The organism is Spirosoma aerolatum (assembly GCF_002056795.1).
GTDB classification, from domain to species: Bacteria; Bacteroidota; Bacteroidia; order Cytophagales; family Spirosomataceae; genus Spirosoma; species Spirosoma aerolatum.
The window spans coordinates 951,153-975,967 of record NZ_CP020104.1; the positions used below are offsets into that span (position 1 = coordinate 951,153).

The following is a 24,815-nucleotide window of genomic DNA, read 5'->3' on the forward strand; positions in this document are numbered from 1 at the left end:
TTATGAAATCGCTTTCTAAAGTCCTTCTACTTACTGCCTTCTGTGTTCATAGCGTGTCCATAAGTTTTAGCCAGCCACAAACCCAGTTTGGGGAAGGTACGGGTGAGTATGGCCAATTTTTTACCAGCCTTAAAACGCAGTTAATCAATACGGAATATCGAAAAACGGTTCATTTTGGCGGCAAGGAACGCAAGCAGTTTGTGCAATGGATACGCGACAATGTACACGTCATGAAGGCGATGAAATACCTGGAACCGGACATTAGCAGTTTCTGGCAATTCTTTATGGAAAACCAGACACGCGAAGGCCTGTATTACGACTACTATTACCCCATGGTGGCCCGCGAAAGTCACCGTATGAATCTATTCGACAAACGATACTGGAAGATCATAGCGCGAGATACCATTCAAATGCACCGCCTGCCGGTGGAAGCAGATCTGGAATACCTGATGGTTGAAGGCGGACATTATATCTGGCAGGCTACTGGCGATACGGCTTACATACGCCAATGGATTGGCAAGCTGGAAAAAGGTCTGATGTATGACATGACCGATCCACTGCGCTGGTCGAAGAAGTACCAGTTGATAAAACGCGGCTATACGCTCGATACCTGGGATTTTATGCAACTTCCCACCACTCGGGCCGACTATGTTCGGCAGGGGCATGATGTACAGACCGGTATTTTTGACATCGACGAGAAAACGCCCATGGGAATCATGCATGGGGATAACAGCGGTCTGTATGCCGCCTGTCGGCAACTGGCGCAACTGTATGCCGTTTTGGGCAACGCTGCCAAAGCCTCCCACTGGAATGAACAGGCGGACGGGATTCGGAAACGGACGAATGAGCTTTGCTGGAATGGTCGTTTTTATGCCCATTTCGTTCCTGATGATCCAACGCCATCCTACCTCAATATGGATCAAAAGAACACCCTGAGCCTATCGAATCCATACGATATAAATCGAGGTTTACCAACCGAATCCATGGCCGAGTCGATCATTCAGACTTACCTCAGTTTGAAGGGTAAAAATGTAGAAAATTCCTTTGCCGAATGGTTTGGCGTTTATCCACCTGTTGAACCAAGTTACGCCGATTATCTGCCCGGATCGTATATGAATGGCGGGGTGAATACCATTGTGGGAGGAGAGTTGGCGAAAGCTGCGTTTCAGCACGGCTACGAAACGTACGGGGTGGATATTTTGAATCGAATGATACAGCTTAACGAAAAACATGGTGGCAAACTACCCGTTTCCTACAAGCCCGATGGCACTGTAGATGCTGGCATTCCGGACAACTGGGGCCAGGCCGCTGTGATGAGTGCGATGGTAGAAGGCCTGGCTGGTGTAGTGGATAAGGGAGCTTTGTTCGGACAAGTTGAATTGACTCCCCGATGGCTGGCTGCGGGAAAGAATGACGCATCTGTTACCATCGCCTATGGCCCCTCCGGCAAATCTGTCAGTTATGTTTACCACCATAATTCCAAAGCGAAGACCATTGCGCTTTCGATCAAGGGTGACCCTAAGCAGTACACCGTCCGACAGCTTTTACCGGCTGGCAAGCAGGTTAAGGGCCTTACTGTTGACGGCAAACGGATGACGGCTACGGTTGAAAAAGTGTTAACCAGTCAGTATGTAGTTGTTCCGACCATATCTGGTGGCGACCATCGGATTGAACTAACGTATCGATAGGTCGCTGACTCTGGAACTAGAGGTTTTCCTGAATGTTGACTGGGTAGTAGAGGTGGTTGCAAACGACCATTCAGGTTGTAGAAGAACGATCGGCAGAAGTTCCAAAAGGGCCTTCTCAGCTATCTAAAGGGTTTACCATCTCCATAGTCGGCCTGTTTCCCAAGGTCAAAATTTGCATACCTAGTCTGTAATTCCTGAACACTAGCATAGTCATGCATCCTGCCCCATCCATGTGTCTCTTGGCCTACAAATAGGATTTTCTTCTCCATCCGAACGTAACTCTCAAATACATTCATCAGTAACGGTGCAGATATGGATAAGTCTTTCGGCCAATTTTGGCTATCCAGTTGATCAATATGGGTCTGATAAACCTCCTGAAACTGGTGGTTAAAATGATTCATGTTGACAATAGACGCGTAGATGAGTTTGTAACCTTTGGATACAACATTGGGGGGATCAAAAAGGGTTAAAAGGTTTCCACTTTTATTTAAAAGCCTTAAGCCTGTATAGGCTCCTATGAATTCCAGCTCTTAGTCTGATACCTGCTACAGCCTGCTTTTGAAAACTATAGTGTCATCTCTCGAACTTAAATTCAATTGTAACTTTTTGCTCTGTGTGAAAGGTTGATGTAACGTAGATGATATTTTAGGTAGATGACGATGTGAATTACCTACCCAGTAGGTTTGTGGTATCCCTTGCGGTGCCCTTAAATAAAAAAACCACTTAGCGAAATTCGCTAAGTGGTTTTTTTATTTAAGGCTCCCGAAGCTGGGCTCGAACCAGCGACCCTCTGATTAACAGTCAGCAGATTATTGGTTTAATATGGTTCAATATGATTTATAATATACTGATTATTAGATGTTTATAAGATATACAATTTCGAAATAAACCGTATAAATACGGATTTCTTGTGCAAATCTTGTGCAAATTTTTCGTATCTTTAATTCATGAACACAAACGTCGTGATTTCCTTAGATACACGCCGTGCCAAAAAGGACGGCACCTATCCGGTCATTATGCGGCTAGGCCATAATGCACAAACAACCTCTATCCCCATTGGAATAAGCGTTGCTGTAGCGGATTGGGATGAGAAAAAACGGGCTATTAAAAAAAGCTACAAGGGCGTTAGTTCCGTTACCCGACTGAACAATCAGATTGAGAAGGAGAAGACCGATGCGATGGACATCATTCTTAAACTCCATGAATTAGGCACGCTTCAAACCTTGTCGATCACATCCTTAAAAGACCGGATCACACAAAAGGAAGCGAAGGATTCGTTTCTGCAATTTGCCAGTCAATGCGTGGATGAACTGATTAAAGCGCATCGGGTTGGTACGGCCAGATCGTATAAGGGCTTAATCAGCGTTTTGAAAGAATACCGCAAGGGGAAAGATTTATTGTTCAAAGAGATTACCTATGATTTCCTTGCCAGATTTGAGACCAATCATAAAAGCAAAGGGAATGGCGCTAATGGTTTAGCTGTCTATATGCGGACAATTCGGGCCATCTATAACAAGGCCATTAAGTCTGGGGTGGCCGATAAAGAATTGTATCCCTTCGATGACTATAAGATTAAGACTGCTCCTACCGAAAAACGGGCTTTGGACGCAGAGTTTCTCAAAACGATTATTCAATTGGACATTCCCGCTACACACCTATGCTTTAATACGCGCAATTATTTCGTTGCCAGCTATATGATGTACGGAATGAACTTTGCGGATATGGCTTACTTGGAAAAAAGCTCTGTGGAAAACGGGCGCGTCCGGTATCGCCGAAGAAAAACGGGTAAGTTATACGATATTAAGGTTACCCCGCAGCTTGAAAGCATATTGGTTCACTATATGCAACAAACTCCTGATTCCAGATTCGTCTTTCCGATTCTGAAACGGGACTCGCCAACCCTTCGTGAAAAGGACATCCAATGGGCCAGAAAACGGTACAATAAAAAGCTAAAGATTTTGGCTTCGCTATGCGGGATTGACTCAAATCTGACAAGCTATGTGAGCCGACATTCATTTGCGACCCAGGCGATGCTGCATGATATTCCGCTCACGGCTATCAGCACAATGCTTGGTCATTCCAGCGTAAAAACTACTGAAATTTATCTCAAAGGTTTGCCAGTCAATATCCTAGACAATTACAATGAACGAATTTTAGGATAAGTTGAGTAAATGACGTAAGCAACCAATTGGCTATTAGTCCGTTAAATAAAACGGGCATGAATAAAAGTCAGTATTTAGGCAGTTCGTATAGCTTTTACCGGTAGACTATCTATTTTGGTCAAAAAAGCACAATGGAAGTTATCTGTCTGCACGATGACGCTTTTTACGCCTTGATCGACAAGGTTCTTGAACGGGTTCAGCAACAGCAAGCGACCAAGGAAGACAAATGGATTTCAGGCAGCGAAGCCATGAAGAAGTTGCGTATCCAAAGTAAAACAACTTTGCAGAAGCTTCGTGATGAAGGCAGCATTCGGTTTTCGCAGCCTGAGAGAAAGATCATCTTATACGACAGCGATTCCATCAACGACTATTTATCTCGCCACACTAAAGAAACCTTTTACCCATGACAGAAGATGAAGAAGAGCCATCTCCAGAGTTCGTTAAGGGCTATAATCATGGCTACCAACTCGCCAAGTATGAACCGGAGCTATTGGACAAAATCTTGAAGTCCCAAAGTGACAACGCTCCCAACGATTACAGCAGAGCTATGGTGCATGGGAAAACCCAGTGTGAGCAAGAAAAGCTTGTTGCTGAGATGAAAGCCATTCGTGAACGTCAAAAGCAGACAATTAGAAGGAAACGATAAGCGACAAGTATTGCTGACCGATTAATAAATTATTAAGATTAATATTCACTAAAAAAATTAAAATTCACACCCATTCCCTTTCAATTCCACTTTAACCTGATGTTCAAGCCTAATAAAGTTGTTATTCACGAGTTGCAAAAAAGCCCTGACCATGCAGGAATTACTTGGTTTTTGTCTGATAAATTAGCAGGGGTTAAACCATCAGACTACATATCCCTTGAGAAAATGATTAGGGGGTTTGATAGAGAAGGTGTATTTCATGGTTATTTCGGAGAGCCAGAGATAAACCCCTTTGCTGCTTCTTTTAAATCATATTTTACTTCGCAAAAAGAAGATGAGCAGTTTGTTGCTTTTACTAAAGAGGTAGTACCGCAATTAAATCATTTACTGGATAAGAAACATTTTGCACGCGGTGGCTATTACGTTTTCTGTGAGTATGAATTTGAAAACAATAAAGGCCTTGGTATATTTTTAGTTCGTGATACAGAAGGTACACTATTTAAAGTCGATGATAAATCTCATAGCTTCCAACTTGATAAAATCAAGTATATGGAAACCGATAAAATGGCTATGGGCTGCCAAATTGACTATATAAAATATAGATCAGAAGGTCAAAAATGTTTAGCATTTACACACAATCGTCAGAAAGAAGTATCTGACTACTTTGTCGAATGGATAGGATGCCAAAATCGGAAAAGCGGTAAGGAATCAACAGAAGATTTATACAAGCTTATTGATGCTATTAGAGACGAACTACCAATAAATCCTAATACTAATGAGAAAGTTACAGCAGAAAAACTGAAAGAAGATATTTTTAATTTAGTTGAATCTGAGCAAACAAAGACTCTTGATTTGCAAACCATCGGGAAGCATTTATTCAATGATAATATGTTTTTCTTAAATAAAGCCAGAGCACACAAAATAGAAATTGATTCTTCTTTTAAGCTTCATAAATCTACCTTTGCCAAATATAACTTATTTGATGTTAAAGACGATGATTTAGGGATAAAATTGAAATTTCCTAAACATCGATTTGGTGATAGGCGTACTATTAAAATAAAAAATGAAGGAGCCGATAGGAAATTAATCATAGAATCTCCTTCACTTATTGACCAAATTTTACGCCGTTTAGAACAAATGGGCAATGAATAGTCGCATGCAAAACATAGTAGCATTTTGCAATTTGATAATTCCTGCTGCCCCAGAATATAACCAGCAAGATGGTACTATTGAATTTGTTGCTGACCAACCTGAGTTAATTGTTGAAACCTTACAAGATTTGCAGATAAAACAAGTAGACAGTATTGGAAAAAATATTCAAATTTTGCTTGACCAAAATGATTTAATAATATTTTTTAATGAAAACGACTTTTTTGATCGTATAGCACCAAATAATTTTGAATGTGATTTACTGATTATATATACATCCAAAGGAGTTCCCTACTTTTTTGACCATACTAGCGGGGAAACATACATAAACTTTAGTTTTGAGGAGAGAGATTATTTATTTTCAAATGTTCAAATTTATTTTAACTATATACAATTTTTAAGAACCCAAGACCATCAAGAAGATAAGCCATTTTATTTTGTTGATCATTTCAATGATACCTCAGACCAAATAATTTTTACCTCTTCAAAAAAGGAGGGGAAATTAAGTATCCCGTTTGGAAAAACTAGGCCAGATTTCAATCGAGATAAATCATTAAAAAGTACATTTGAACAATTTAAATTGGCTTTTGATGATCAAAATAGACATCTGCCTAAATTTATAAAATACGAATTATTTAATTTTTTACCGAAAATTGATAGAGATGAGCGTATGAAGGCTTTCATTGAAAAAATGCCTGAGATGCTTCATAATGCTCAACAAAACTTCGAGATATATCTTAATGATCTATCACTTGACAAATTAAAATCAGAGTATAGAGATAGCCAAGAACAATATTTTACTAAGCTACGTGAGCTACTTGGCAAGGTGATTAACCAGACAATAGCTTTTCCGCTTTCTATAACTGTTACGGCATTTGCTACATTTAAGGTCACTGATTCAAGCCAGCCTTTAACGACAGTATTTCTGCTATTATTAATAGTTGCCGCTTTTTTAGTGTTCACATTTTATACAACATTTCTTCTAGGAATACAGCAAGACGATGTTAGAGAACTGAAAAGCAATTTTGAGGATGATTTTGCGAAGCTTGCTAGAAATAAATTTTTTGAAAAAGAAAGTAATATAGAAGATAGCAAGCATTTTAAAGAAGCGAAACAAAAAGTATTAAAACAATTCTCTAAATTTAATTTAGCTGTAAAAATTTATTTTATCATTCAAGTGTTTTTTAATACACTCTTCATTTGCTTTATTCTATTTCAGGTTGGAATGAGTATAAAGTGGCTTGTTCCTCTTGGAATTTTATTGGTCACGGCTTTATATTTTGTATTTAATTACTATATTACTCATAATACTAAGTAATGTTATTATATAATGGGTATTTATTTGGGTTACTCATAAGCTAGCCTGTTTTATAATATCAAGAAACAAAATCACTTTATTTCGATCAGCTTTGTAAAACAAGAATGGCTCGACGTCTTTTGCCATGTCATCCATATCCAGCGTTGCACAGTGTGCTATGAGTCTTTCTTTTAAGGCATTGGCTGTATCGATCCCAATCTTCTGGTTGAGGTAGGCATAGTTTGGCTTGATCTGACGCCCCAGTAGAAAAACGACATCAAAGAAATCACGTCCTTTATTACGGGGACGGTTGAGTATGGCATAAAACTTTTGCGCTAGAATAACATCAATCGGTGTCACAAAGATACGTGCAATCGTATCGAAGCGATTGAGCAGCACAGTTTCTGGCTTGAAAACGAAGTTCTGTGGCTCTGTATCCAGTTGAATTAATATTTTCTCCTCTTTATAACCGGACAAGCCGTGCTCAAATAGCATATTGGGGAACCTAATATAACAGTGGTACGCCCCTTTATTGACCGTTTTGAATTCAACCGTATAGCCCTGTAATTCGAGCCCTTCGGCAATCACAGTAGAAACCTGATCAAATTCTTCTGTGGATATATTGAAGTTGTCAAAATCCAAATCTTCCGAAAAACGCTGATTATCGTGTACGAGCCGTAAGCATGTACCGCCTAAAAAAGCAAACTGATTTCGGAAATCACTGTTGAACAAAATTTCCAGGATTCGACATTGAAGGTACTCGCGCAGCATGAACCGACGGGCTTGTTGCACATGCTGGGGGAAAAATGCCTGAATGGATTGTAGGTTAATCATCGGACATCCGTTGAATGAGGTAGTGGGCAAGTTCGGTTATACGCTGATTACAATAGAATTCAGCATATTCCCGAATAATATTGGGTTGAGCGATTTCAGCTAAAATTGCCCAGTTGATCCGCAAGGCATCGATGTCGGTGGTATTATGCCACTGAGTATTAAGATAAATCGTATCGAGAAGTGCTTTTTCGGGCTCTGCAATCAGGAGTGGTTTATTATTCCAACGTTCGATCCGGTAGCCGAAAAAGAGGGTTGGCTTGATGTGTTTATAAACCCATTCACCAATAGGCGTTGAGAAAGACTTGGTTTTATGGGTTGATACCGAATAGGTTTGGTAGACCCCTTCGGGAATTAAGCCATAATAGCTGAGGGCTGACCAGAGCGAGATATAGGAGTCGCGGTAAATCCGGTTGGCTGTATAAAACGCCAACTGCTCGGTTAACGGCTGGTCTGTCCAGCGATAAAACCGATTGATGATTTTTTGAATGTAGTTTTTGGCTTGCCAGTCGGATAAACGTCGTGCATGGAAGTCAGGAAACTCTTTTTGCACTTCATGGAGTTCAATAACGCCGCTTTCCTGAAAGGCTCGCTGGAAGGTAACGAAGTCCATCTATTTCCTTTTTTTGCTAAAAATAGTAAAAAAAGGAAATACTATCTTTCATGCTCGTTGTCAAGAGAAGTGATACACTCTCATTATTAAAGTGTTTATAGCCTAAATTGTTAATTTTCATAATTATGACATATAAACTAGACGGGTTGCTACTTATCGTCTGAAACCACGCCGATGCTGTTGTTGCTGCTTTTGCTCACGTTTTTCACGCGCCTGTTGCGCTAATTTTTTGACTTCAACTTCATCGACTGGTTGCCCTTTTGCGGGCTGAGAACACTTGATTTCTTGACCACCTTCCGTGCCTTGTTGATCCCCGATTTGGGTTGAGGTTTGTTGCTGTCGGTAAGCCTTTATCATGTCAGTCGCTTTGTCCTGGCTTTGAGAAATATCGGGGGAGGGTTCCGGCGGTGTCGGCTCTCCTAAGTACTCCCGTTGTTCTTGAGCAAAACGTGTTTGTACATCTTTGACCTTCTTTTCATGGAGTGTTTTGAGCCGATCTAATTGGCCATCATACTTGGCCTTATCGTAATGATCGTTTTGCAGTTGCCGGATAGTGGCCTGATCTGCAAAATATTCCTGATTGAGCCGTTCAAGTTCCTTGTCTTGCTGAGCTAAAAGATCGCTGTATGCCATAGGTATTATAAGGGTAACAATAAATTACCTAATCTATTGCAGTGATAATACGTCACAGGTATTGTGACCACTAACGTCGACGACCACCTCGCCGAAGCTGATTAGTTTGTCGTCGTTTTTTAGTCTCCTCCATCAGTCTGGCGATCTCGTCTGCCTTCGCTAAGCTTTCGGTGATCTCATCTCCAGACGGCACCAACCTTTGCTCGATTGGCTCTTCTTGACGAATTGGCGGGAGTTCAGAAAACAGCTTGTACAACTTCTCCGCAGGGAGGTCAGTGTCTTGGCTATTATGACGTCTGGTTTCTTCATCAAATCCGTCTAGTTCGAATGAGCAGCTTTGACGAACCCAGAATGCAACCTTTGGATCAGTGCCAGTCGTCTCTTTGGAGACCGTCTCTAAGATTTCCCGCCGATAAGCCGCTCGTTTGTCTTCCAAATAAGAAAGAACACGGGCTCGTCTATCATTTCGTTCAAGATCTTCTGCCGACCGTGACCATGAAAAAGGCACTTCTTTCATCGTATCCGATACGTGGTAAATGACCTTATCCATTTTCTTGAGCTGAACATTCGCTCTCGCGGCAAAGTCCCCTAAATAAGCGTATTCATCGGGATATAACTTATCAAATTTAAAGTCCATAGGCTTGGCGGCTGGATAGAGTAATAAGGCGTTTTGCTAATTTCTTTTTCAAAAATTTGTTCGATAGTAAACGATCATTAACCCCCGTACACAGATTCCTCTTTTTCAATGTTTCTTCATCGGTAATCCCTTGTCTATCAAGGCCTAGTCACGTAAAAATAATCGATTTTTTATCCAAATCTGTTCAAAGGTAATCCATCGTTTACATCTGAACAAGATCGAGGCCAACTCCCTATGAAACAGGCGATTGCTTACTACCGCGTGTCCACACATCGACAGGGACGAAGTGGATTAGGCCTGGAAGCGCAACAAGAGGTGGTCGCTACTTATTGTCGGCAGAATGCGTATGATCTGATTGACGAAGTCATAGAAGTCAAATCCACTCGCAAACAACAGTACAGGCTTTTACAAGCACTGGATACATGTAAACATCGGAAGGCCACGTTGATGGTCGCTAGGCTGGACAGGTTAGGCCGGGATGTTGAGAAAATTGCCAGGTTGGTCAAGTCCGATGTGGAGATTGTGGTGACCGATAACCCGCATGCCAATCGGTTCACGATCCATATTCTGGCCGCAGTCGCCGAAGAGCAACGTCAGCGGATTAGTGAAACAACAAAAGCCGCTTTGGATGCGGCCCGAAAACGAGGAGTGGTCTTGGGAAAGCATGGCAAGACATTGGCTTGGCGAAATAAAAAAGCGGCCGATGAATTTGCCAACCAGCTTGCGCCGATCCTCAAGTCTTTAAAAAAACGAGGTGTTATCACTGTGCGGGCGATTGCTCAGGAGCTCAACCGGCAAGGTGTACCAACCTTTCGGGGCGATAGTCAGTGGCACCCCAGTACCGTTTGTGTAGTACAAAAGCGATTGAAACAAAAACAACCAATAACCATGAAAACACGACCCCTTATAACTCCGTCGAATAAAAACAACCTGCTCTTTGATGATCGTTCGCTGCTAGAAATGGCATTCGGTGAGAAGGCATTGGCGCTTGCCTCGATCAATACCAATTGCGATTGCGATGGCTATTACCCCAATCCCAACGATGAAGAACGCGATACCCACCAAATCCCCGCATCTGCTGCTGCGATCTGTTGACGCGCAGTATTCTTATGTTGTCAATTGTGCCTATCCGCAGTCACTTCGCCTGTTGACGAAGCCACAAGCTGATATTTTAGCGGCTATGGACGGGCAGTCTACGATTTCTATGTTGAGTGAGCGGCTTGCTATTCCACCAACTGTACTAGAGGAATTTTCAAATCTGCTCGTTCAGACGGAGATCATTCGCTTTGACGATCAGTTCACCAAGCTTCAGAAACCAGCCATTCCCCAATCACTCAACTTCTGGATTCACACCACCAATCGCTGTAATCTGGCCTGTAGCTATTGTTATATTTCGACCTTGAATACTACCCAAGGGATGCTTGATGAGACCAAACAGCAATTGCTGGAGAAGGTGGTCGAAACGGCTAGCAAGCGAAAGCTCAAACAGATTAAATTCCGATTGGCGGGTGGCGAACCCTTAACACAGTTCAAATCCTGGAAAGTCTTCATCCCTCAAATCCGTCAGCGATTGCAGGAAGTTGGGTGCCGTTTTGAAGCCTCCTTTATTACCAATTTGACCATACTTACTGATGAGATCATCACTTATTGCAAGGCACAGGGTATTGGCTTTGGTATTTCGCTGGACGGCTTGGAATATGACCATGATGCCAGCAGGCCTTTTAAACAGGGAGCCGGCACATTCAAGTACATTGATCGAAATTTGCGAAAATTACTAGCTCACCAGATCCCAGTCACAGTCAACACCGTTCTCAGCAATCAAAATTTGCGAGGCTTACCCGCATTGACTCGCTATCTGATTGAGCTGGATGTCCCGTTTCGGTATTCGATTGTCAAAGGTGAAGTGCTTGATGCCGAGCTTTTAGAAAGCAGTTTGCTGGAATCGTATGCGATTATGGAGGAGGCTATCCAAAAGGGATGGCAATTCTCGCGTCGGCACCAGTTTTGCGATCTGAAACCCCAGGAACTAGGCTTTCAGACCTGTGCGTCGGGTTTTTCCGGTGGTGCTATCTATGTCGATGGCACCCTCAATTATTGCCATGTCCATTTTGGCGATGACGCTCAATTATCCCATTCCATCTTCGACCCTGAACTGGATCTAGTGGATATGATCCAGCAGGGTAGCCATGAAGAAGACAACCGGTCGGCTGATTGCAAGGCTTGTCGATACAGTGCCGTTTGTACCAGTGGTTGTCCGGTCTACCGGGTGAATGGCAAAGATCCCCAATGCAGCCTGTATCATCGGATCATTCCGTTACTATATGAACTACAAGCTAAGGAACGCTTAAAAGCGTTACGGGATTTTAAAATCCTTTAACTTCTGCTGGGTATCCTGCTGTTAAATAGGGAAAGTGGAGGTTACCAATGACATGGGACGTAACGGTTTTGATTTCGTGGTTGGCTTGGTTTGTTCTGTTGTATCAAGTTTATCTCCAACGAACCCATAACGAAAAATCGCTCAAGCCGTTGGGTCAGATTGATTTCAGAGATCGGCCAGATCAACTCTACATTCGTGTCAGCAATAATGGAGTAGGACCAATGATTGTCGATCGGTTGTGTTTTATCAAAAACGGCAAACGCTATGCGGCCATTGAAGACTGTCTGGAACTAGACAAACGTTCTTATGGGCGGCTTGATGGCAGCGAGTCCGTGCAAAAAGTTATTTTTCCCAATTCGTCATTGACGATTTTTGAAGCCTCTCTTTCTCCTCAAGAGAACGAGACAGCCTTTAACCGCGTCCGCGATCAGCTAAGTTCAATCACCTTGATCGTGGAGTTTCACGACATCTACGACAACAAGATGACTATCGAGCGTGATTTTGGCTGGTTTGCCAGACATATGCTGAAGGAGGACAATAACGATAAAATAGGTTTTTATTGTGATATCTAGTCAGAATAAACCAAGTTTTGTATAAGCTTAAAAGACCGAGCGGATCCTATAAGCGGTTCTATACTTAAACCAATTATCCTTGTAAACCTAATATGTCGTTTTATAATTGCAAGGATGATAGTATGTAAGGCTACTCGATTTCCAAAATGTCATGACAATCACTTTAATTGATGTAATGCAGTAAATTCGCAATTTTAAGTCAGTAACGTTTTTCGTTGGCTATCTACTTACTTCGGACAATTTGAGCGCCTGATTCCGCCACTGTCAAATCAGTTGATTTTATTCGTAATTATATGTGGTAGGTGTCTGATAATTAGTGAGTTAATGTAGCTTATCTAGGATATAAATCGCCAATATAAGATCAAATCCTATTTTCCAAAATTTAAGCTTTGGGCTCTTTGACTAGCTTTACGAAAACTCAAAGCTTGGCCATAATGTGCTTTTTTATAATTTTATGAAAATAAAATTAGACGTATCTAATAGAGTTAGGCAAACGGATCATTTATTAAAATTCAAACCTATTAAATGAGTTTTACACCACTAAGACCCCGCCAAGTAATTAATAAGGCTTTTCTAAAAGTTAAACCTAACAGGCTTGATATCGAAAAATTCAAAAAGAATTTAATTACGGTATTAGACCAAATACACGAATTAGAATCTGAAGAATTTCATAAAAATATTGTTTCACGTTTTCTAGAAACTACATATTACTCTCCAAATCATTACATTAATACAAAAGGGCGTAATGATCTAGTGATTCACAACGGGAATACCACTTATACTTCTGTTGGGGTAATTCTAGAAATAAAAAAGCCAGCGAATAAAGTAGAAATGCTAAAGTTGGGACAGCTTAATACCAAAGCTTTCCAAGAATTACTATTGTATTACTTGAGAGAAAGGATTACTAATAAAAACTTAGAAATCAAACATATTATTGCTTCAAACCTTTACGAGTGGTTCATATTTGATGGTGCTATTTTCGAACGAGTTTTTGCCCAGAATAAAAAACTAGTTCAAAGATTTATTGATTTTGAAGAAGGAAGGTTAGGAGACCGTAAAACAGAATATTTCTATAAAGAAATTGCTGAACCGGCCATTTCTGCTATTCAGATTACAGTTCCTTTCACTCATTTTGATATTCGCGATTATGATAAGATTCTGCGTAATCACGACAAACAGGATGATCATAAGCTTATTGCTTTATACAAACTTTTATCTCCTGAGCATTTACTAAAGCTTCCTTTTAGTAATGACAGTAATTCACTTGATAAAGGATTTTATAGTGAGTTACTTCATATTATAGGGCTGACTGAAACCAAAGATGGTGGAAAAAAGATTATCGAGCGTAAAGTAGCTGTAGAGCGTAATAAGGGTTCGTTGCTTGAAAATGCTATTAATCAGATCGAGAGTTTGGACAAAATGTCTCGTTTGGAAAAACCAAGTCAATTTGGTTCAACATACGAAGAATGCCTTTTTAATATTACTCTTGAACTAGTCATCACGTGGGTAAACCGTATATTATTTCTTAAACTTCTAGAGGCTCAATTAATTAAATACAATTCACGATCTACTCATACAAAAAAAGGTGATTCTAGCTACTCATTTCTAAATATAGGTAAAATTAAAAATTTTGATGCCTTAAACAGTCTATTCTTTGAAGTACTAGCAAGGAAGCCAGAAAGCAGAGACAAAGAGTATAGTAATATCTTTATAACAGTTCCTTATCTCAATAGTTCTCTTTTTGAACCAACTGATATTGAGCACGTTACTATTTTTGTGAGTAATCTAAGAGATGATTATACCTTGCCCATTTTGCCATCGACAATACTAAAGACCAAAGAGGGTAAAAAGCGAGCTGGTGAAATTAATGCCTTAGAATACTTTTTTGAATTTTTAAATGCTTATGAATTCAGTGGCGAAGGTTCAGAAGAAATTCAGGAGGACAATAAGACGTTGATTAATGCATCGGTATTAGGCCTAATTTTTGAAAAAATTAATGGCTATAAAGACGGATCATTTTTTACACCTGGCTTTATAACTATGTATATGTGTCGGGAAACGATTAGACGAGCAGTTGTACATAAATTTAATGAGCTTAAAGGATGGAATTGTTCAGATTTAGATCAACTTTACGATAAAATTGAGGATAAAGTTGAAGCGAACCAAATTATCAATAGTTTGAGAATATGTGATCCTGCTGTTGGTTCAGGCCACTTTCTAGTATCTGCTTTAAATGAAATTATTAGTATTAAGAACGATCTAAAGATTCTTTTTGATCGAACTGGTAAAAGGCGACTTCGCGATTATCATATTGAGGTTCTGAATGACGAGCTTATTATAACTGACGAAGATGGCTCGCTTTTTGAATATAATTTCAATAACCTCGAGAGCCAACGAGTTCAGGAGGCTATTTTTCATGAAAAACAAACGATAATTGAAAACTGCCTCTTCGGTGTTGATTTAAACCCGAATTCGGTAAAAATTTGTCGATTAAGATTGTGGATTGAATTATTAAAAAACTCTTATTATACCCCTTTAGGTAATACAGTTCTTCAAGAACGAGCTTTAGAAACACTTCCTAATATTGATATCAATATCAAGTGGGGTAACTCTCTTATCAGCCGATATACATTGGATGCTGATTTAAGCCAAGCCTTAAAAAAGAACAAATTATCGATTGAAGATTATAAAGCTGCTGTTCAGACCTATCGAAATGCAGAAAATAAAGAGCAAAAACGTGAAATGGAACGATTGATCAATAGGATCAAAAGTGATTTTCGTACAGAAATAAGTAATAATGATCCTAAGAAGAAAAAGCTATCTAAGCTAACTGGTGAGTTTTTTAACATTACTCAAAGTCAATTATTTGCACCAAGTAAAACAGAAGCAAAGCTGAATAAGCAGAAGCAAGAAAAGCTTAAAAAGGAAATTACTCAACTCACTACATATATCGAAGAAGTGAAAAACAATAAAATGTTTGAAACTGCATTCGAGTGGCGGTTTGAATTTCCAGAAATATTGAATGATGATGGTGACTTCGTTGGTTTTGATGTTCTTCTAGGCAACCCACCCTATATTCAGCTACAAAAATTGGGGCAAGAGAGTGAAAATCTGCAAAAGGTTGGCTATCAGACATTTGAGTCGATGGGGGATATTTATTCTTTGTTTTATGAGAATGGTTGGAATGTACTTAAAGAGAAAGGAATCCTCTGCTTCATCACATCAAATAAATGGATGAGAGCTGGGTATGGGGTATCAACAAGAGGTTTCTTTGGTGAAAAGACAAGCCCGCTTCTACTTATTGATTTTGCAGGGCAAAAAATATTTGAGTCTGCAACTGTTGAAACAAATATCCTGATGTTTTCTAAGGAGAAAAATCAAGGAAAAACGATTGCATGTATAGTGAAGGAAAATGTGTTAAATAATATGAGCGATTACGTTCGACAACACGCCACGACTACCTCCTTTTCCGGGAGCGAAAGCTGGGTAGTGCTGAGCGAAATTGAGCAGCGGATTAAGGCTAAGATTGAGGCCGTAGGAACACCCCTCAAAGATTGGGATATCGCCATCAACTACGGTATAAAAACTGGTTTCAATGACGCCTTTATCATTGATGGTGCTAAACGGGCAGAACTATTAAATGAAGATCCAAAATCCGCCGAAGTTATTCGACCGATACTTAGAGGGCGTGATATTAAGCGGTACTCTTATGAATTTGCTGACTTATATCTTATAGCTACTTTTCCAAGTTTAAAACTGGATATTGAGCAGCAATATCCAGCTATAAAAGGGCATTTATTAAGTTTTGGTAGAGCCAGATTGGAACAATCTGGAGGATCAGGAGCCCGTAAAAAGACTAATAATAAATGGTTTGAAACACAAGATAGTATAAGCTATTGGGAGGATTTTAATAGACAGAAAATTGTTTGGGGAGAAATATCTGATAAAACCAAGTTTGCTATAGACTTAGAAGGTAAGTATATGAATGAAGCAACAACTTTTTTAATGGTTGGCGAATCACTTATTTATCTAGTTGGATACCTAAACTCAAAACTATCAGAATACCTTTTTTCAAAGATTGGGACTACTACAGGGGTTGGAACGATCCGATGGAAAAAATATACTATTGAACAAATGCTCATCCCTAGACTAGAGCCATCCAAGGAAAACGAATATCAAAAGAGAGTGTTAGGGGCTTTAAATTGCATTACTCTTGGAAAAGACTACAGCTTACTAACTAGTGAACTCGATAAGCTAATTTATGAACATTTAGAACTTACACCAGAAGAAATAGAGTTTATTGAATCTGGGAATGCTGAGACTGCTCAATAAACTCTATTTCTTCTGGAGTTAAAGAATATAATTGAAATATCATTTCATTTAACAACTGCTGTTCCTGCTTAACAGACTCGCCTTTACCTACTTTTTCAATCAGTCTTTCTGCTTGATCAAGAATGCCTTGTTGAAGAGGGGCTGCAATAAGAGGGACTGGGAGTTGCTCAATAAACATAGGCTTGTACTCAAAATATCCTCCATTCCTTGTAACTCCTAGCTTTCTTATATAGTAATCAGCAACTTCGGAATTCAATATTGCCAGTAAGTATTTGCTTGCTGGTACTATCATAGGACAAGGAGCATTAACAAATAAACCTTCTTCAGCTATAGCATACGAGGCACTCAAATTAAGATTACCCCAAACAATTTTCTGTCTATTAAAATCCTCGATATAAGCACAGTTGCGAAGATTGTATGGGGTTAAGCCTTTGTCAAGCCGTTTTTCCAACTCTGGCCAGAACTTATCTAAATGTCTTTTTATAGCTGGGTAGTCACTGATAATGATCGGCCTTATACCTTTCTCCTTTATCCCATTATGGATGTTTATCAGCCATAAATCAGCAAAATCATACCCATATCGTTTTATATCTCTGCCACGTAAAATCGGTCGAATAACTTCGGCGGATTTTGGATCTTCATTTAATAGTTCTGCCCGTTTAGCACCATCAATGATAAAGGCGTCATTGAAACCAGTTTTTATACCGTAGTTGATGGCGATATCCCAATCTTTGAGGGGTGTTCCTACGGCCTCAATCTTAGCCTTAATCCGCTGCTCAATTTCGCTCAGCACTACCCAGCTTTCGCTCCCGGAAAAGGAGGTAGTCGTGGCGTGTTGTCGAACGTAATCGCTCCTTTATTGTATAAAAATATGGTTTGCTTTTTTATAGATAATTTTGGTTTAAATCAAACACCCAATTTTCACTATATAATCCAATAACCAATGATTTACGGATACATCCGCGTTAGTACCGATAAGCAAACAGTCGAAAACCAACGCTACGAGTTAAACCAGTTTTGTGAGAAGAGTGTACTAGTAATTGATAAATGGATTGAAGAAACTATCTCCGGCTCGAAGAATCTGCAAGACCGAAAACTTGGGAAGCTCTTAAAAAAAATGAAAAAAGGAGATGTTCTTATTTGTTCCGAACTATCAAGACTTGGACGTAACCTATTGATGATCATGGGGATTTTAAATGAATGTATGAACCGAGATATCCAAGTTTGGACAATTAAAGACAATTATCGCCTTGGTAGCGATATTAACTCTAAAGTGTTAGCATTCGCTTTTGGGCTTTCTGCCGAAATAGAGCGAAATCTTATTTCACAGCGTACGAAAGAAGCATTGGCTCGAAAAAAAGCGGAAGGAGTAATCTTAGGTCGCCCAGTAGGGAGTAAATCTTCTAAAACCAAACTTACTGGTCATGACAAAAAAATCAAAGACTTACTGGACAAGCGTGTTTCCTACAGCGCCATTGCACGAATACTTGGTGTACACAGATTAACTGTGGCTAGTTATGCTACACAACATGGACTGAAGAACTAATAATCTAATAATGTATTTTCGGCAAGCAATTATTTCAATTGCTTGCTTTTTTTCTTCATTGAGGCCCGCCAAACCATCGATTACTGTGCTTTTAGGCCTAGGACATTATGATCGTTTACTGATTAAAGGAGCCCAATAATGAAATATCTCTTTCGCAGACCTATAAGAGGTAGTGGCGATAAAAAGTACCTGCAAAGAGAGTAATGGGGATTTATTAACCGATTAATGGAACCAGTCCAAGGGTATATGTGGCCTTGTATGTTGGTATGGCCGACTTGCGGTCCAAGATTCTATAATTGTAAATGGGCCGGATTTTCCTTTCAACGTTTTGACAAAATCAACCGCTTCATCTTTGGTATCAAATGAAGGTACCCAAGGATATCGACCGTTCTGTGGATCATTTACCCAAAAAGGCATTAATTCGTAGTGAACATCATTACCAAAACTGCCACCATTGTTTAAAATTCTGTAAACTTGGTATATTGAGATCATGTTTGTAATAGTGGATTAATACTCTAATTTAATGAAATAATGCATCTAGACAAAACGAAGCTTCTTCCACTCATTGAAAAAACCAAGACTTTAAACACAAAGTCTCAGTACAATTTTGCAGTCCCTTCTAAATCTAATGTATCTAAACATACTGCTGAGGATCAGCTTCGTACGCTGCTTTCTGGATTGTCGGGATGGTTAAATAAACATCCAAATCTTGTTAACGGATCAACTTACGGCCGGAAATTAGCGGAATTGAAGAGTAGGCTTCCTGACAAAAAAACTTACCATTACGGCTCGGGCCTTTCCGATAGTGATACGGAAGCAATAAGGTCTGAATTACTGACCCTCTTAAAAGCAATCGATCGTGAGAATAAATCCATTTTTATTGTTCATGGGCGTGATCATGATATGCGTGAGAAGGTGCAAAGTGCCTTGCGGGGTTTAGGCCTTGCTACTGTTGTGCTCGACAGAGAAGACGATTTAGGGCAAACGGTTATTGAAAAATTCATTAAAGAATCAGCACGATGTGAATATGCTGTTGTCCTCTGCTCGGCCGACGATGAAGGGCGATTGCGCACTAAAGCGCGTTCTTCTAAAGATGCTCCCTCACCACGCCCACGTGCTCGGCAAAATGTAGTATTAGAGTTAGGGTATTTTTTGGCTAAAGTGGGACGTGAAAATCTGTTCGTTCTACATCCAGAAGAATCCATAGAACAACCGAGCGATTTTCTGGGTGTTATCTATGAGAAGTATGATAAAGCTGGGCAATGGAAAGACAAATTGGTGCGAGCTTTAAGAGGTTCGGGGTTTAAGATTCCCCAAAAGCTTGCTGAGCGCATCTAAATAAATTGCTTTTCCATCTGGCAAAGGACCGAATTCCTTTGATCTACATCTCAGTACAGTTTGAGGCTACGGATAGGTTCGAAAACCACTTTGGGTGTAACCCCTGTGTAACCCCACGATATAACCTCCAATCATTATCAGCTAATTAACTAGTTGATTAAAATGGTGGGCCCGGCCAGACTTGAACTGGCGACCAGACCGTTATGAGCGGCCCTGTTGGACTTTATCACAATTTTATACCGATTGCTAGTTGTTTTATAATCAGATATTTATTCAATGTTTCTCCAAATCGAGTTTGCTTGAAGTTCATCCAAATTGACCTATACTGTAACCCCGGCGTAACCCCATATATCTAGTGGAGGAATGGATGGGCCAAAAGGTGAATTTTACAAAGGCTGCCATCGAAGCGGCCAATGCTCCCAAAAAGACCCGTCTTGTATTACTGGATACAAAAGTTGTTGGCCTGCAATGCCGAGTAAGTCCAACCGGTGTGAAAACCTTCAGCGTGTTTCGACGAATAAAAGGCGGAGCCCCTGAACGAGTGACGCTGGGTCGGTATCCCGATCTTTCAATTGAGAATGCGCGTAAGATGGCACTCGCGGTAAATGCTGAAATTGCTTCAGGGGCAAATCCCGCCCAAGTGAAACGAGTACATAAAGCGGAACTAACCTTTAAAGAGCTTTTTGATCGTTATCTGGATGGCCATGCCAAGTATAAAAGCCGAACCTGGAAAAAAGATGAGGGCAGATATCAATGCTACTTGGACAAGCCACTAGGTCATAAGCGTCATTCGGAAATAACAAAAGCGGATATTGCTACCATCCATGCCCGAATTACGAAACAGCCAGCCAAAGGCAAAAAAGATGGAGAGGGCAAACCTAAACTAAAAAGCGGTGCAACGGCCAATCGGATTTTAGATTTGGTATCGGCTGTTTTTAATTGGGGAATAAGCGTTGGCCTCTGTGAGGAGAATCCGGCAAAAGGTGTAAAACGGAATGCTGTCCGTAGCCGAGATCGTTTTTTACAAACCGATGAACTCCCTCGATTTTTTGAAGCGCTCTATCAAGAGCCAAATTCAACCATCCGTGACTATGTTTTACTTTCTCTTTTGACAGGAGCCAGACAAGCAAACGTATTAGCCATGCGCTGGGATGAACTTTCATTTGCGCGAAAAGAGTGGAGGATTCCTCGGACTAAAAATGGCGATCCGCAAACCGTAATGTTAATTGATGAAGTGATTCGAATATTAGACGCACGTAATGATAAGGGTTCTCTATTTGTCTTCCCTGGTACTGGTAAAAAGGGCCACTTGGTTGAGCCGAAGAAAGGGTGGAGCCGAATACTGAAACGGGCTGGTATTGATAACCTGCGGCTGCATGATTTAAGACGCACGTTGGGAAGCTGGCAAGCAAAAACAGGGGCATCCCTAATTATTATTGGAAAATCGCTCAATCACAAATCGTTGGCGGCAACTCAGGTCTATTCCCGCCTGGATAGTGATCCCGTGCGACAGTCTGTCGAGAGAGCAACCGATGCGATCCTGGAGGCTGGAGGAATAAAAAGTAAGCCAGCATGAAACCTTGGCTTTTAACCCAGCTTATCGGTTCTTGTTTGTTATTGATCAATCCCGTTTTTGATTGACGTTAGGTATTTATTCCTTCTATCATGACTATATTCCTACTTCATGTAGATTGATATTTTCAGATAGGGGAAGCCATGCCGACGACAAATGAAACACTGTTAGACCGCAAAGAAGCCGCTAAATACCTCCGTATTTCTCCAAACACGTTAGCCGTGTGGGATTGCACAAAACGCTATGATTTGAAACCGCTCAAAGTGGGCCGTGCTGTCCGCTATCGCCGGTCGGAGTTGGACAAGTTCATTGAACGCCAACTTCAGCAGTAAATAACTCCCCATTCATTCCCATCATTTTTTAGGAGATCGCCCGTGAACATTGATCAGGCGAAAGCGGTAGCTATTGTCGAAATTTTAGCCCGATTGGGCATTCACCCCAAACGAACAACGACGGGGAAAGTACTTTACCTATCCCCCGTGCGGAATGAAAAAACACCCAGTTTTTGGGTCGATACCAAAACAAATCGTTGGCACGATTACGGCGATGGGCGAGGAGGAGACGTTGTTGATTTAGCCACAGCCTATCTGCAATTCACGCGGGAAGCGCATACCGTTTCGGATGCCTTGCGCTGGATTGGCAACATGGGCGTTGCTGCGTATGCGATTACCCCCATTTATCGGCCTGACGAGCACCAGCATCATGATGCATCATTGGTTCTGAAATCAAAACGATCTATTCAGCATGTAGGGCTGATGCATTATCTGGATAAGCGTGGTATTCCACTTTCTGTTGCCCATCGCCATCTCAAGGAACTTCGCATTCAGAATACGCGGACGAATAAGTACTTTACCGCGCTTGGTTTTCCCAATGAAGACGGTGGCTTTGAACTCCGCAATCCCTTCTTTAAAGGCTGTTTACGCCCGAAAGCGATCAGTTTTATACGGGGAAAAGTACCCAAACCGGAAGGTATTCATCTCTTTGAAGGCTTCATGGATTATCTGTCAGCCATCAGCCAGTTGCAGGGCAGCAGCTTTGCCGACGATGCCATCATTCTCAATTCGCTTTCCTGTCTAAAACAAGCCATTCCCTATATGCAGAATTACGGTTACCGCATCGCGTATAGCTGGATAGACAACGACGAGGCTGGAATGAAAGCGACCAACGTTATCACTGAATTCTGTCAGACGCAGATCGATCTGCGGCATATGCCAATGAACAAGGTCTATGCTCCGCACAAGGATGTCAACGCGTGGCATATGCACAAACTCAACTTGACGCTGTAAAGAGAGGTAAGAATGTCACAACTGGCCATTCAATCGCTGTTTACGGTCAACGAAGTTGAGATCAGCTACCGTAACAAAACACCGTATCAGGATCGGATTCAGATTACCCGGTCCGCAACGGCTTATGAAGTCCTACGCACGGCTTGGGACGAAAATAAACTCGAACTGCTGGAACAGTTCAAGATTCTGTTGCTAGATCGGAAGAATAATTGCTTAGCAATCTCCGACATCGCCACGGGCGGTATGACCGCTTGCATTGTCGATCCCAAAGTGATTTTTGTGACAGCCCTCAAAGCCAATGCTTGCAGTATTATTTTGGCGCACAACCACCCTTCGCAAAACCTTCAGCCGAGTCCACAGGATTTAGCCTTGACGCGAAAACTATCTGAATGCGGCAAGCTGTTGGACATTGCCGTTCTCGACCACTTGATTGTCACATCGCATAATTATTATTCCTTTGCCGATGAGGGCTGTATGCCACGCTAACAGTCACCGGTTCAATTTTCATTCTGCCAAAAGCCAGAGTTACTTGTGGGTCTATACCCGACGCCACTCATTCCACCAACCACAATTTTCGCCAAGCCTTCGGCTTTCCCCGCCCGACCAAAATTCTGGTTGGTTCTCTCGCTAAGCCGCCGTGTTCTTTCATTCCCTGTAACCCCAACCATTGGAGCATGATACATGACCAAACCGATTACCCGCAAAACCTCATCAAGCCCTGCCGAACAGCCTCAACAAGATATTTACGCTCGTGTTACGGCTAAAATCCTAACCGATCTGGAACAAGGTAATCTCTCGTGGCGCAAGCCTTGGCACTCCGAACACATGACTGGTCAGGTCATGCGTCCTCTGCGCTGGAATGATATTCCTTATACCGGCATCAATACGCTCATTCTCTGGAATGCTGCCAGTGAGCAAGGCTTTACCTCTCCCTATTGGATGACTTTCAAGCAGGCCACCGACATGAAAGCCGCTGTCTGTAAAGGTGAGAAGGGCACCCAAATTGTCTATGCCGATAAATTCACCAAAGCAGAGGAAGATAGTAATGGCGAAATTAAATCTAGCCAGATTCCCTTTCTCAAATGCTACACCGTCTTCAATGCGTCTCAGATCGAAGGCTTGTCCGATGGTTTCTATAAAGCACCTGAACCCGTTGTTAAAAATCAGCAAGCGCGTCATCAGGAACTTGAACAGTTCTTTGCGCAGACGAAAGCCGACATTTATACCGGTTCCAAAGCGTGTTACACGCAGAGCACCGACCGCATCCAAATGCCGCCATTCGAAAGCTTTGAAACAGCCATGCGTTATTATGCTGTTTTAGCCCATGAACTCACCCATTGGACAAAAGCGCCTACGCGGTTGAACCGAGACCTTGGCAAAAAGCACTATGGTGATGAAGGGTACGCTAAAGAAGAATTGGTGGCCGAACTAGGAGCCTGCTTCTTGGCGGCTGATCTTGGCTTTGAACCGCAACCGGAAGAACATCATGCGGCTTATATCCAGTCCTGGCTACACGTGCTCAAGGATGACAAACGCTTTGTCTTTCAGGCCGCATCCCACGCGCAAAAGGCGGTTGAATACATTCATGCCCTGCAATGCCCTCGCCCTTGAGTTTCGAGGGCACAAACGATGTGTTGGTTCACGGACGATTTGACAGTTTCTTCAACTGTACCTTTCTTGGGTCGGTTGATAGAGCATGTCAGCTTAGCCCAATTGTCCGTCATGGCGCTTATCCCTCCTTTTTACGAGGTAAAAACGATCTACGACTGCGGCCCAAAATAGACATTGCACATCAATTTATGGCCTTGGAGAGCTGATACGGCCCCTTGCGCTTTGTTCGCTTCCATCATCAACAACACAAGAAAGGAGATTTGATGATGACTAACCAAACCGAAACCCGTTCGACCAAGCCAACCCACACGGTTTATGTTCTCAAACCGCAAGCCGATACTGAGCAAGCTGACTGGATCAGAGTAGGGGCTGCTTGGGAACACGGCGATAAAGATGGCTTGAACCTGTCCTTGAACATCCTCGGCCAGAAAATTCCGGTTGTTGTTCGTAAGAACAAACCGAAAGCCTAATTGCAGCAAAGCCGGAGAGAGATTCTTTCTCTCCGGCTTTGATTTTGCCGAAAA

23 protein-coding genes are annotated in these 24,815 nt (G+C 41.4%); 18 read left to right on the forward strand and 5 right to left on the reverse strand.

From position 1 onward, the window contains the following. Positions 1-2: 2 nt before the first annotated feature. The 6 genes from B5M13_RS03915 to B5M13_RS03945 all read left to right on the forward strand — a co-directional run bounded on the left by B5M13_RS03915 (position 3) and on the right by B5M13_RS03945 (position 6,963). Entirely contained in the window at positions 3-1,688 is a 1,686-nt protein-coding gene (locus B5M13_RS03915) for a glucosidase family protein (RefSeq protein WP_080054395.1), read from the forward strand. Positions 1,689-2,635: 947 nt separating this feature from the next. Continuing rightward, positions 2,636-3,850 carry a site-specific integrase gene (locus B5M13_RS03925; protein ID WP_080054397.1) on the forward strand — a complete coding sequence of 405 codons (1,215 nt, stop codon included), beginning with the start codon at positions 2,636-2,638 and terminating at the stop codon, positions 3,848-3,850. Positions 3,851-3,981: 131 nt separating this feature from the next. Then, positions 3,982-4,257: a helix-turn-helix domain-containing protein gene (locus tag B5M13_RS03930; protein ID WP_080054398.1), complete on the forward strand. Its 276-nt coding sequence runs from the start codon at positions 3,982-3,984 to the stop codon at positions 4,255-4,257. Beyond that, a complete protein-coding gene (locus B5M13_RS03935) occupies positions 4,254-4,496 on the forward strand; it encodes a hypothetical protein (RefSeq protein WP_080054399.1) in 243 nt (80 codons plus the stop codon). The genes B5M13_RS03930 and B5M13_RS03935 overlap by 4 nt, the downstream gene beginning before the upstream one ends. 99 nt (positions 4,497-4,595) lie before the next feature. After that, the gene (locus tag B5M13_RS03940) at positions 4,596-5,648 is read left to right on the forward strand and encodes a nucleoid-associated protein (protein WP_080054400.1); all 1,053 of its coding nucleotides are present in this window, start codon (positions 4,596-4,598) and stop codon (positions 5,646-5,648) included. Between the two features lie 4 nt (positions 5,649-5,652). Continuing rightward, positions 5,653-6,963: a hypothetical protein gene (locus B5M13_RS03945; protein WP_155297177.1), complete on the forward strand. Its 1,311-nt coding sequence runs from the start codon at positions 5,653-5,655 to the stop codon at positions 6,961-6,963. 33 nt (positions 6,964-6,996) lie between these two features. Here the strand turns inward: B5M13_RS03945 and B5M13_RS03950 are convergent, their stop codons facing one another. From B5M13_RS03950 to B5M13_RS03965, 4 genes are all read right to left on the reverse strand, one after another. Next, positions 6,997-7,776: a nucleotidyl transferase AbiEii/AbiGii toxin family protein gene (locus B5M13_RS03950; protein WP_080054402.1), complete on the reverse strand. Its 780-nt coding sequence runs from the start codon at positions 7,774-7,776 to the stop codon at positions 6,997-6,999. After that, positions 7,769-8,386, reverse strand: coding sequence for a type IV toxin-antitoxin system AbiEi family antitoxin domain-containing protein (locus B5M13_RS03955; protein WP_080054403.1), 618 nt, complete (start codon positions 8,384-8,386; stop codon positions 7,769-7,771). Before B5M13_RS03955 ends, B5M13_RS03950 begins: the two co-directional genes overlap by 8 nt. A 153-nt stretch (positions 8,387-8,539) precedes the next feature. Continuing rightward, complete coding sequence (locus B5M13_RS03960; protein ID WP_080054404.1) at positions 8,540-9,019, reverse strand: hypothetical protein; 480 nt, start codon at positions 9,017-9,019, stop codon at positions 8,540-8,542. A gap of 70 nt (positions 9,020-9,089) precedes the next feature. Then, positions 9,090-9,656: a hypothetical protein gene (locus B5M13_RS03965; RefSeq protein WP_080054405.1), complete on the reverse strand. Its 567-nt coding sequence runs from the start codon at positions 9,654-9,656 to the stop codon at positions 9,090-9,092. Positions 9,657-9,890: 234 nt separating this feature from the next. Here B5M13_RS03965 and B5M13_RS03970 point away from each other — a divergent pair, with 234 nt between their 5' ends. The 4 genes from B5M13_RS03970 (at position 9,891) to B5M13_RS03985 (ending at position 16,937) form a co-directional block, all read left to right on the forward strand. After that, a complete protein-coding gene (locus B5M13_RS03970) occupies positions 9,891-10,751 on the forward strand; it encodes a recombinase family protein (protein WP_080054406.1) in 861 nt (286 codons plus the stop codon). Beyond that, entirely contained in the window at positions 10,699-12,033 is a 1,335-nt protein-coding gene (locus tag B5M13_RS03975) for a radical SAM/SPASM domain-containing protein (RefSeq protein ID WP_080054407.1), read from the forward strand. Before B5M13_RS03970 ends, B5M13_RS03975 begins: the two co-directional genes overlap by 53 nt. A 47-nt stretch (positions 12,034-12,080) precedes the next feature. Next, positions 12,081-12,605 (forward strand): hypothetical protein, encoded by a 525-nt coding sequence (locus B5M13_RS03980; RefSeq protein WP_080054408.1) that lies wholly within the window; start codon positions 12,081-12,083, stop codon positions 12,603-12,605. A 525-nt stretch (positions 12,606-13,130) separates the two neighbouring features. Next, positions 13,131-16,937: a DUF7149 domain-containing protein gene (locus tag B5M13_RS03985; protein WP_080054409.1), complete on the forward strand. Its 3,807-nt coding sequence runs from the start codon at positions 13,131-13,133 to the stop codon at positions 16,935-16,937. Here B5M13_RS03985 and B5M13_RS03990 read toward each other — a convergent pair. Continuing rightward, positions 16,903-17,730 (reverse strand): TaqI-like C-terminal specificity domain-containing protein, encoded by an 828-nt coding sequence (locus B5M13_RS03990; protein ID WP_080054410.1) that lies wholly within the window; start codon positions 17,728-17,730, stop codon positions 16,903-16,905. The two genes, B5M13_RS03985 and B5M13_RS03990, sit on opposite strands and share 35 nt — an antisense overlap. A 150-nt stretch (positions 17,731-17,880) precedes the next feature. On the opposite strand from B5M13_RS03990, the gene B5M13_RS03995 reads away from it, so the two are divergent. The 8 genes from B5M13_RS03995 (at position 17,881) to B5M13_RS04035 (ending at position 24,761) form a co-directional block, all read left to right on the forward strand. Beyond that, positions 17,881-18,483: a master DNA invertase Mpi family serine-type recombinase gene (locus B5M13_RS03995; protein ID WP_080054411.1), complete on the forward strand. Its 603-nt coding sequence runs from the start codon at positions 17,881-17,883 to the stop codon at positions 18,481-18,483. Positions 18,484-19,014: 531 nt separating this feature from the next. Continuing rightward, positions 19,015-19,821 (forward strand): TIR domain-containing protein, encoded by an 807-nt coding sequence (locus tag B5M13_RS04000; RefSeq protein ID WP_080054412.1) that lies wholly within the window; start codon positions 19,015-19,017, stop codon positions 19,819-19,821. Positions 19,822-20,176: 355 nt separating this feature from the next. Next, complete coding sequence (locus tag B5M13_RS04005; RefSeq protein WP_218919476.1) at positions 20,177-21,397, forward strand: tyrosine-type recombinase/integrase; 1,221 nt, start codon at positions 20,177-20,179, stop codon at positions 21,395-21,397. Positions 21,398-21,537: 140 nt separating this feature from the next. Beyond that, positions 21,538-21,726 carry a helix-turn-helix domain-containing protein gene (locus tag B5M13_RS04010; RefSeq protein ID WP_080054414.1) on the forward strand — a complete coding sequence of 63 codons (189 nt, stop codon included), beginning with the start codon at positions 21,538-21,540 and terminating at the stop codon, positions 21,724-21,726. 42 nt (positions 21,727-21,768) lie between these two features. Continuing rightward, the gene (locus tag B5M13_RS04015; protein WP_080054415.1) at positions 21,769-22,680 is read left to right on the forward strand and encodes a toprim domain-containing protein; all 912 of its coding nucleotides are present in this window, start codon (positions 21,769-21,771) and stop codon (positions 22,678-22,680) included. A 12-nt stretch (positions 22,681-22,692) separates the two neighbouring features. Next, positions 22,693-23,166: a JAB domain-containing protein gene (locus tag B5M13_RS04020; protein ID WP_080054416.1), complete on the forward strand. Its 474-nt coding sequence runs from the start codon at positions 22,693-22,695 to the stop codon at positions 23,164-23,166. Positions 23,167-23,361: 195 nt separating this feature from the next. Beyond that, on the forward strand, positions 23,362-24,291 hold the full coding sequence (locus B5M13_RS04030; RefSeq protein ID WP_080054418.1) for an ArdC family protein: 930 nt from the start codon (positions 23,362-23,364) through the stop codon (positions 24,289-24,291). A gap of 263 nt (positions 24,292-24,554) precedes the next feature. After that, positions 24,555-24,761 (forward strand): hypothetical protein, encoded by a 207-nt coding sequence (locus B5M13_RS04035; protein WP_080054419.1) that lies wholly within the window; start codon positions 24,555-24,557, stop codon positions 24,759-24,761. Positions 24,762-24,815 lie beyond the last annotated feature (54 nt).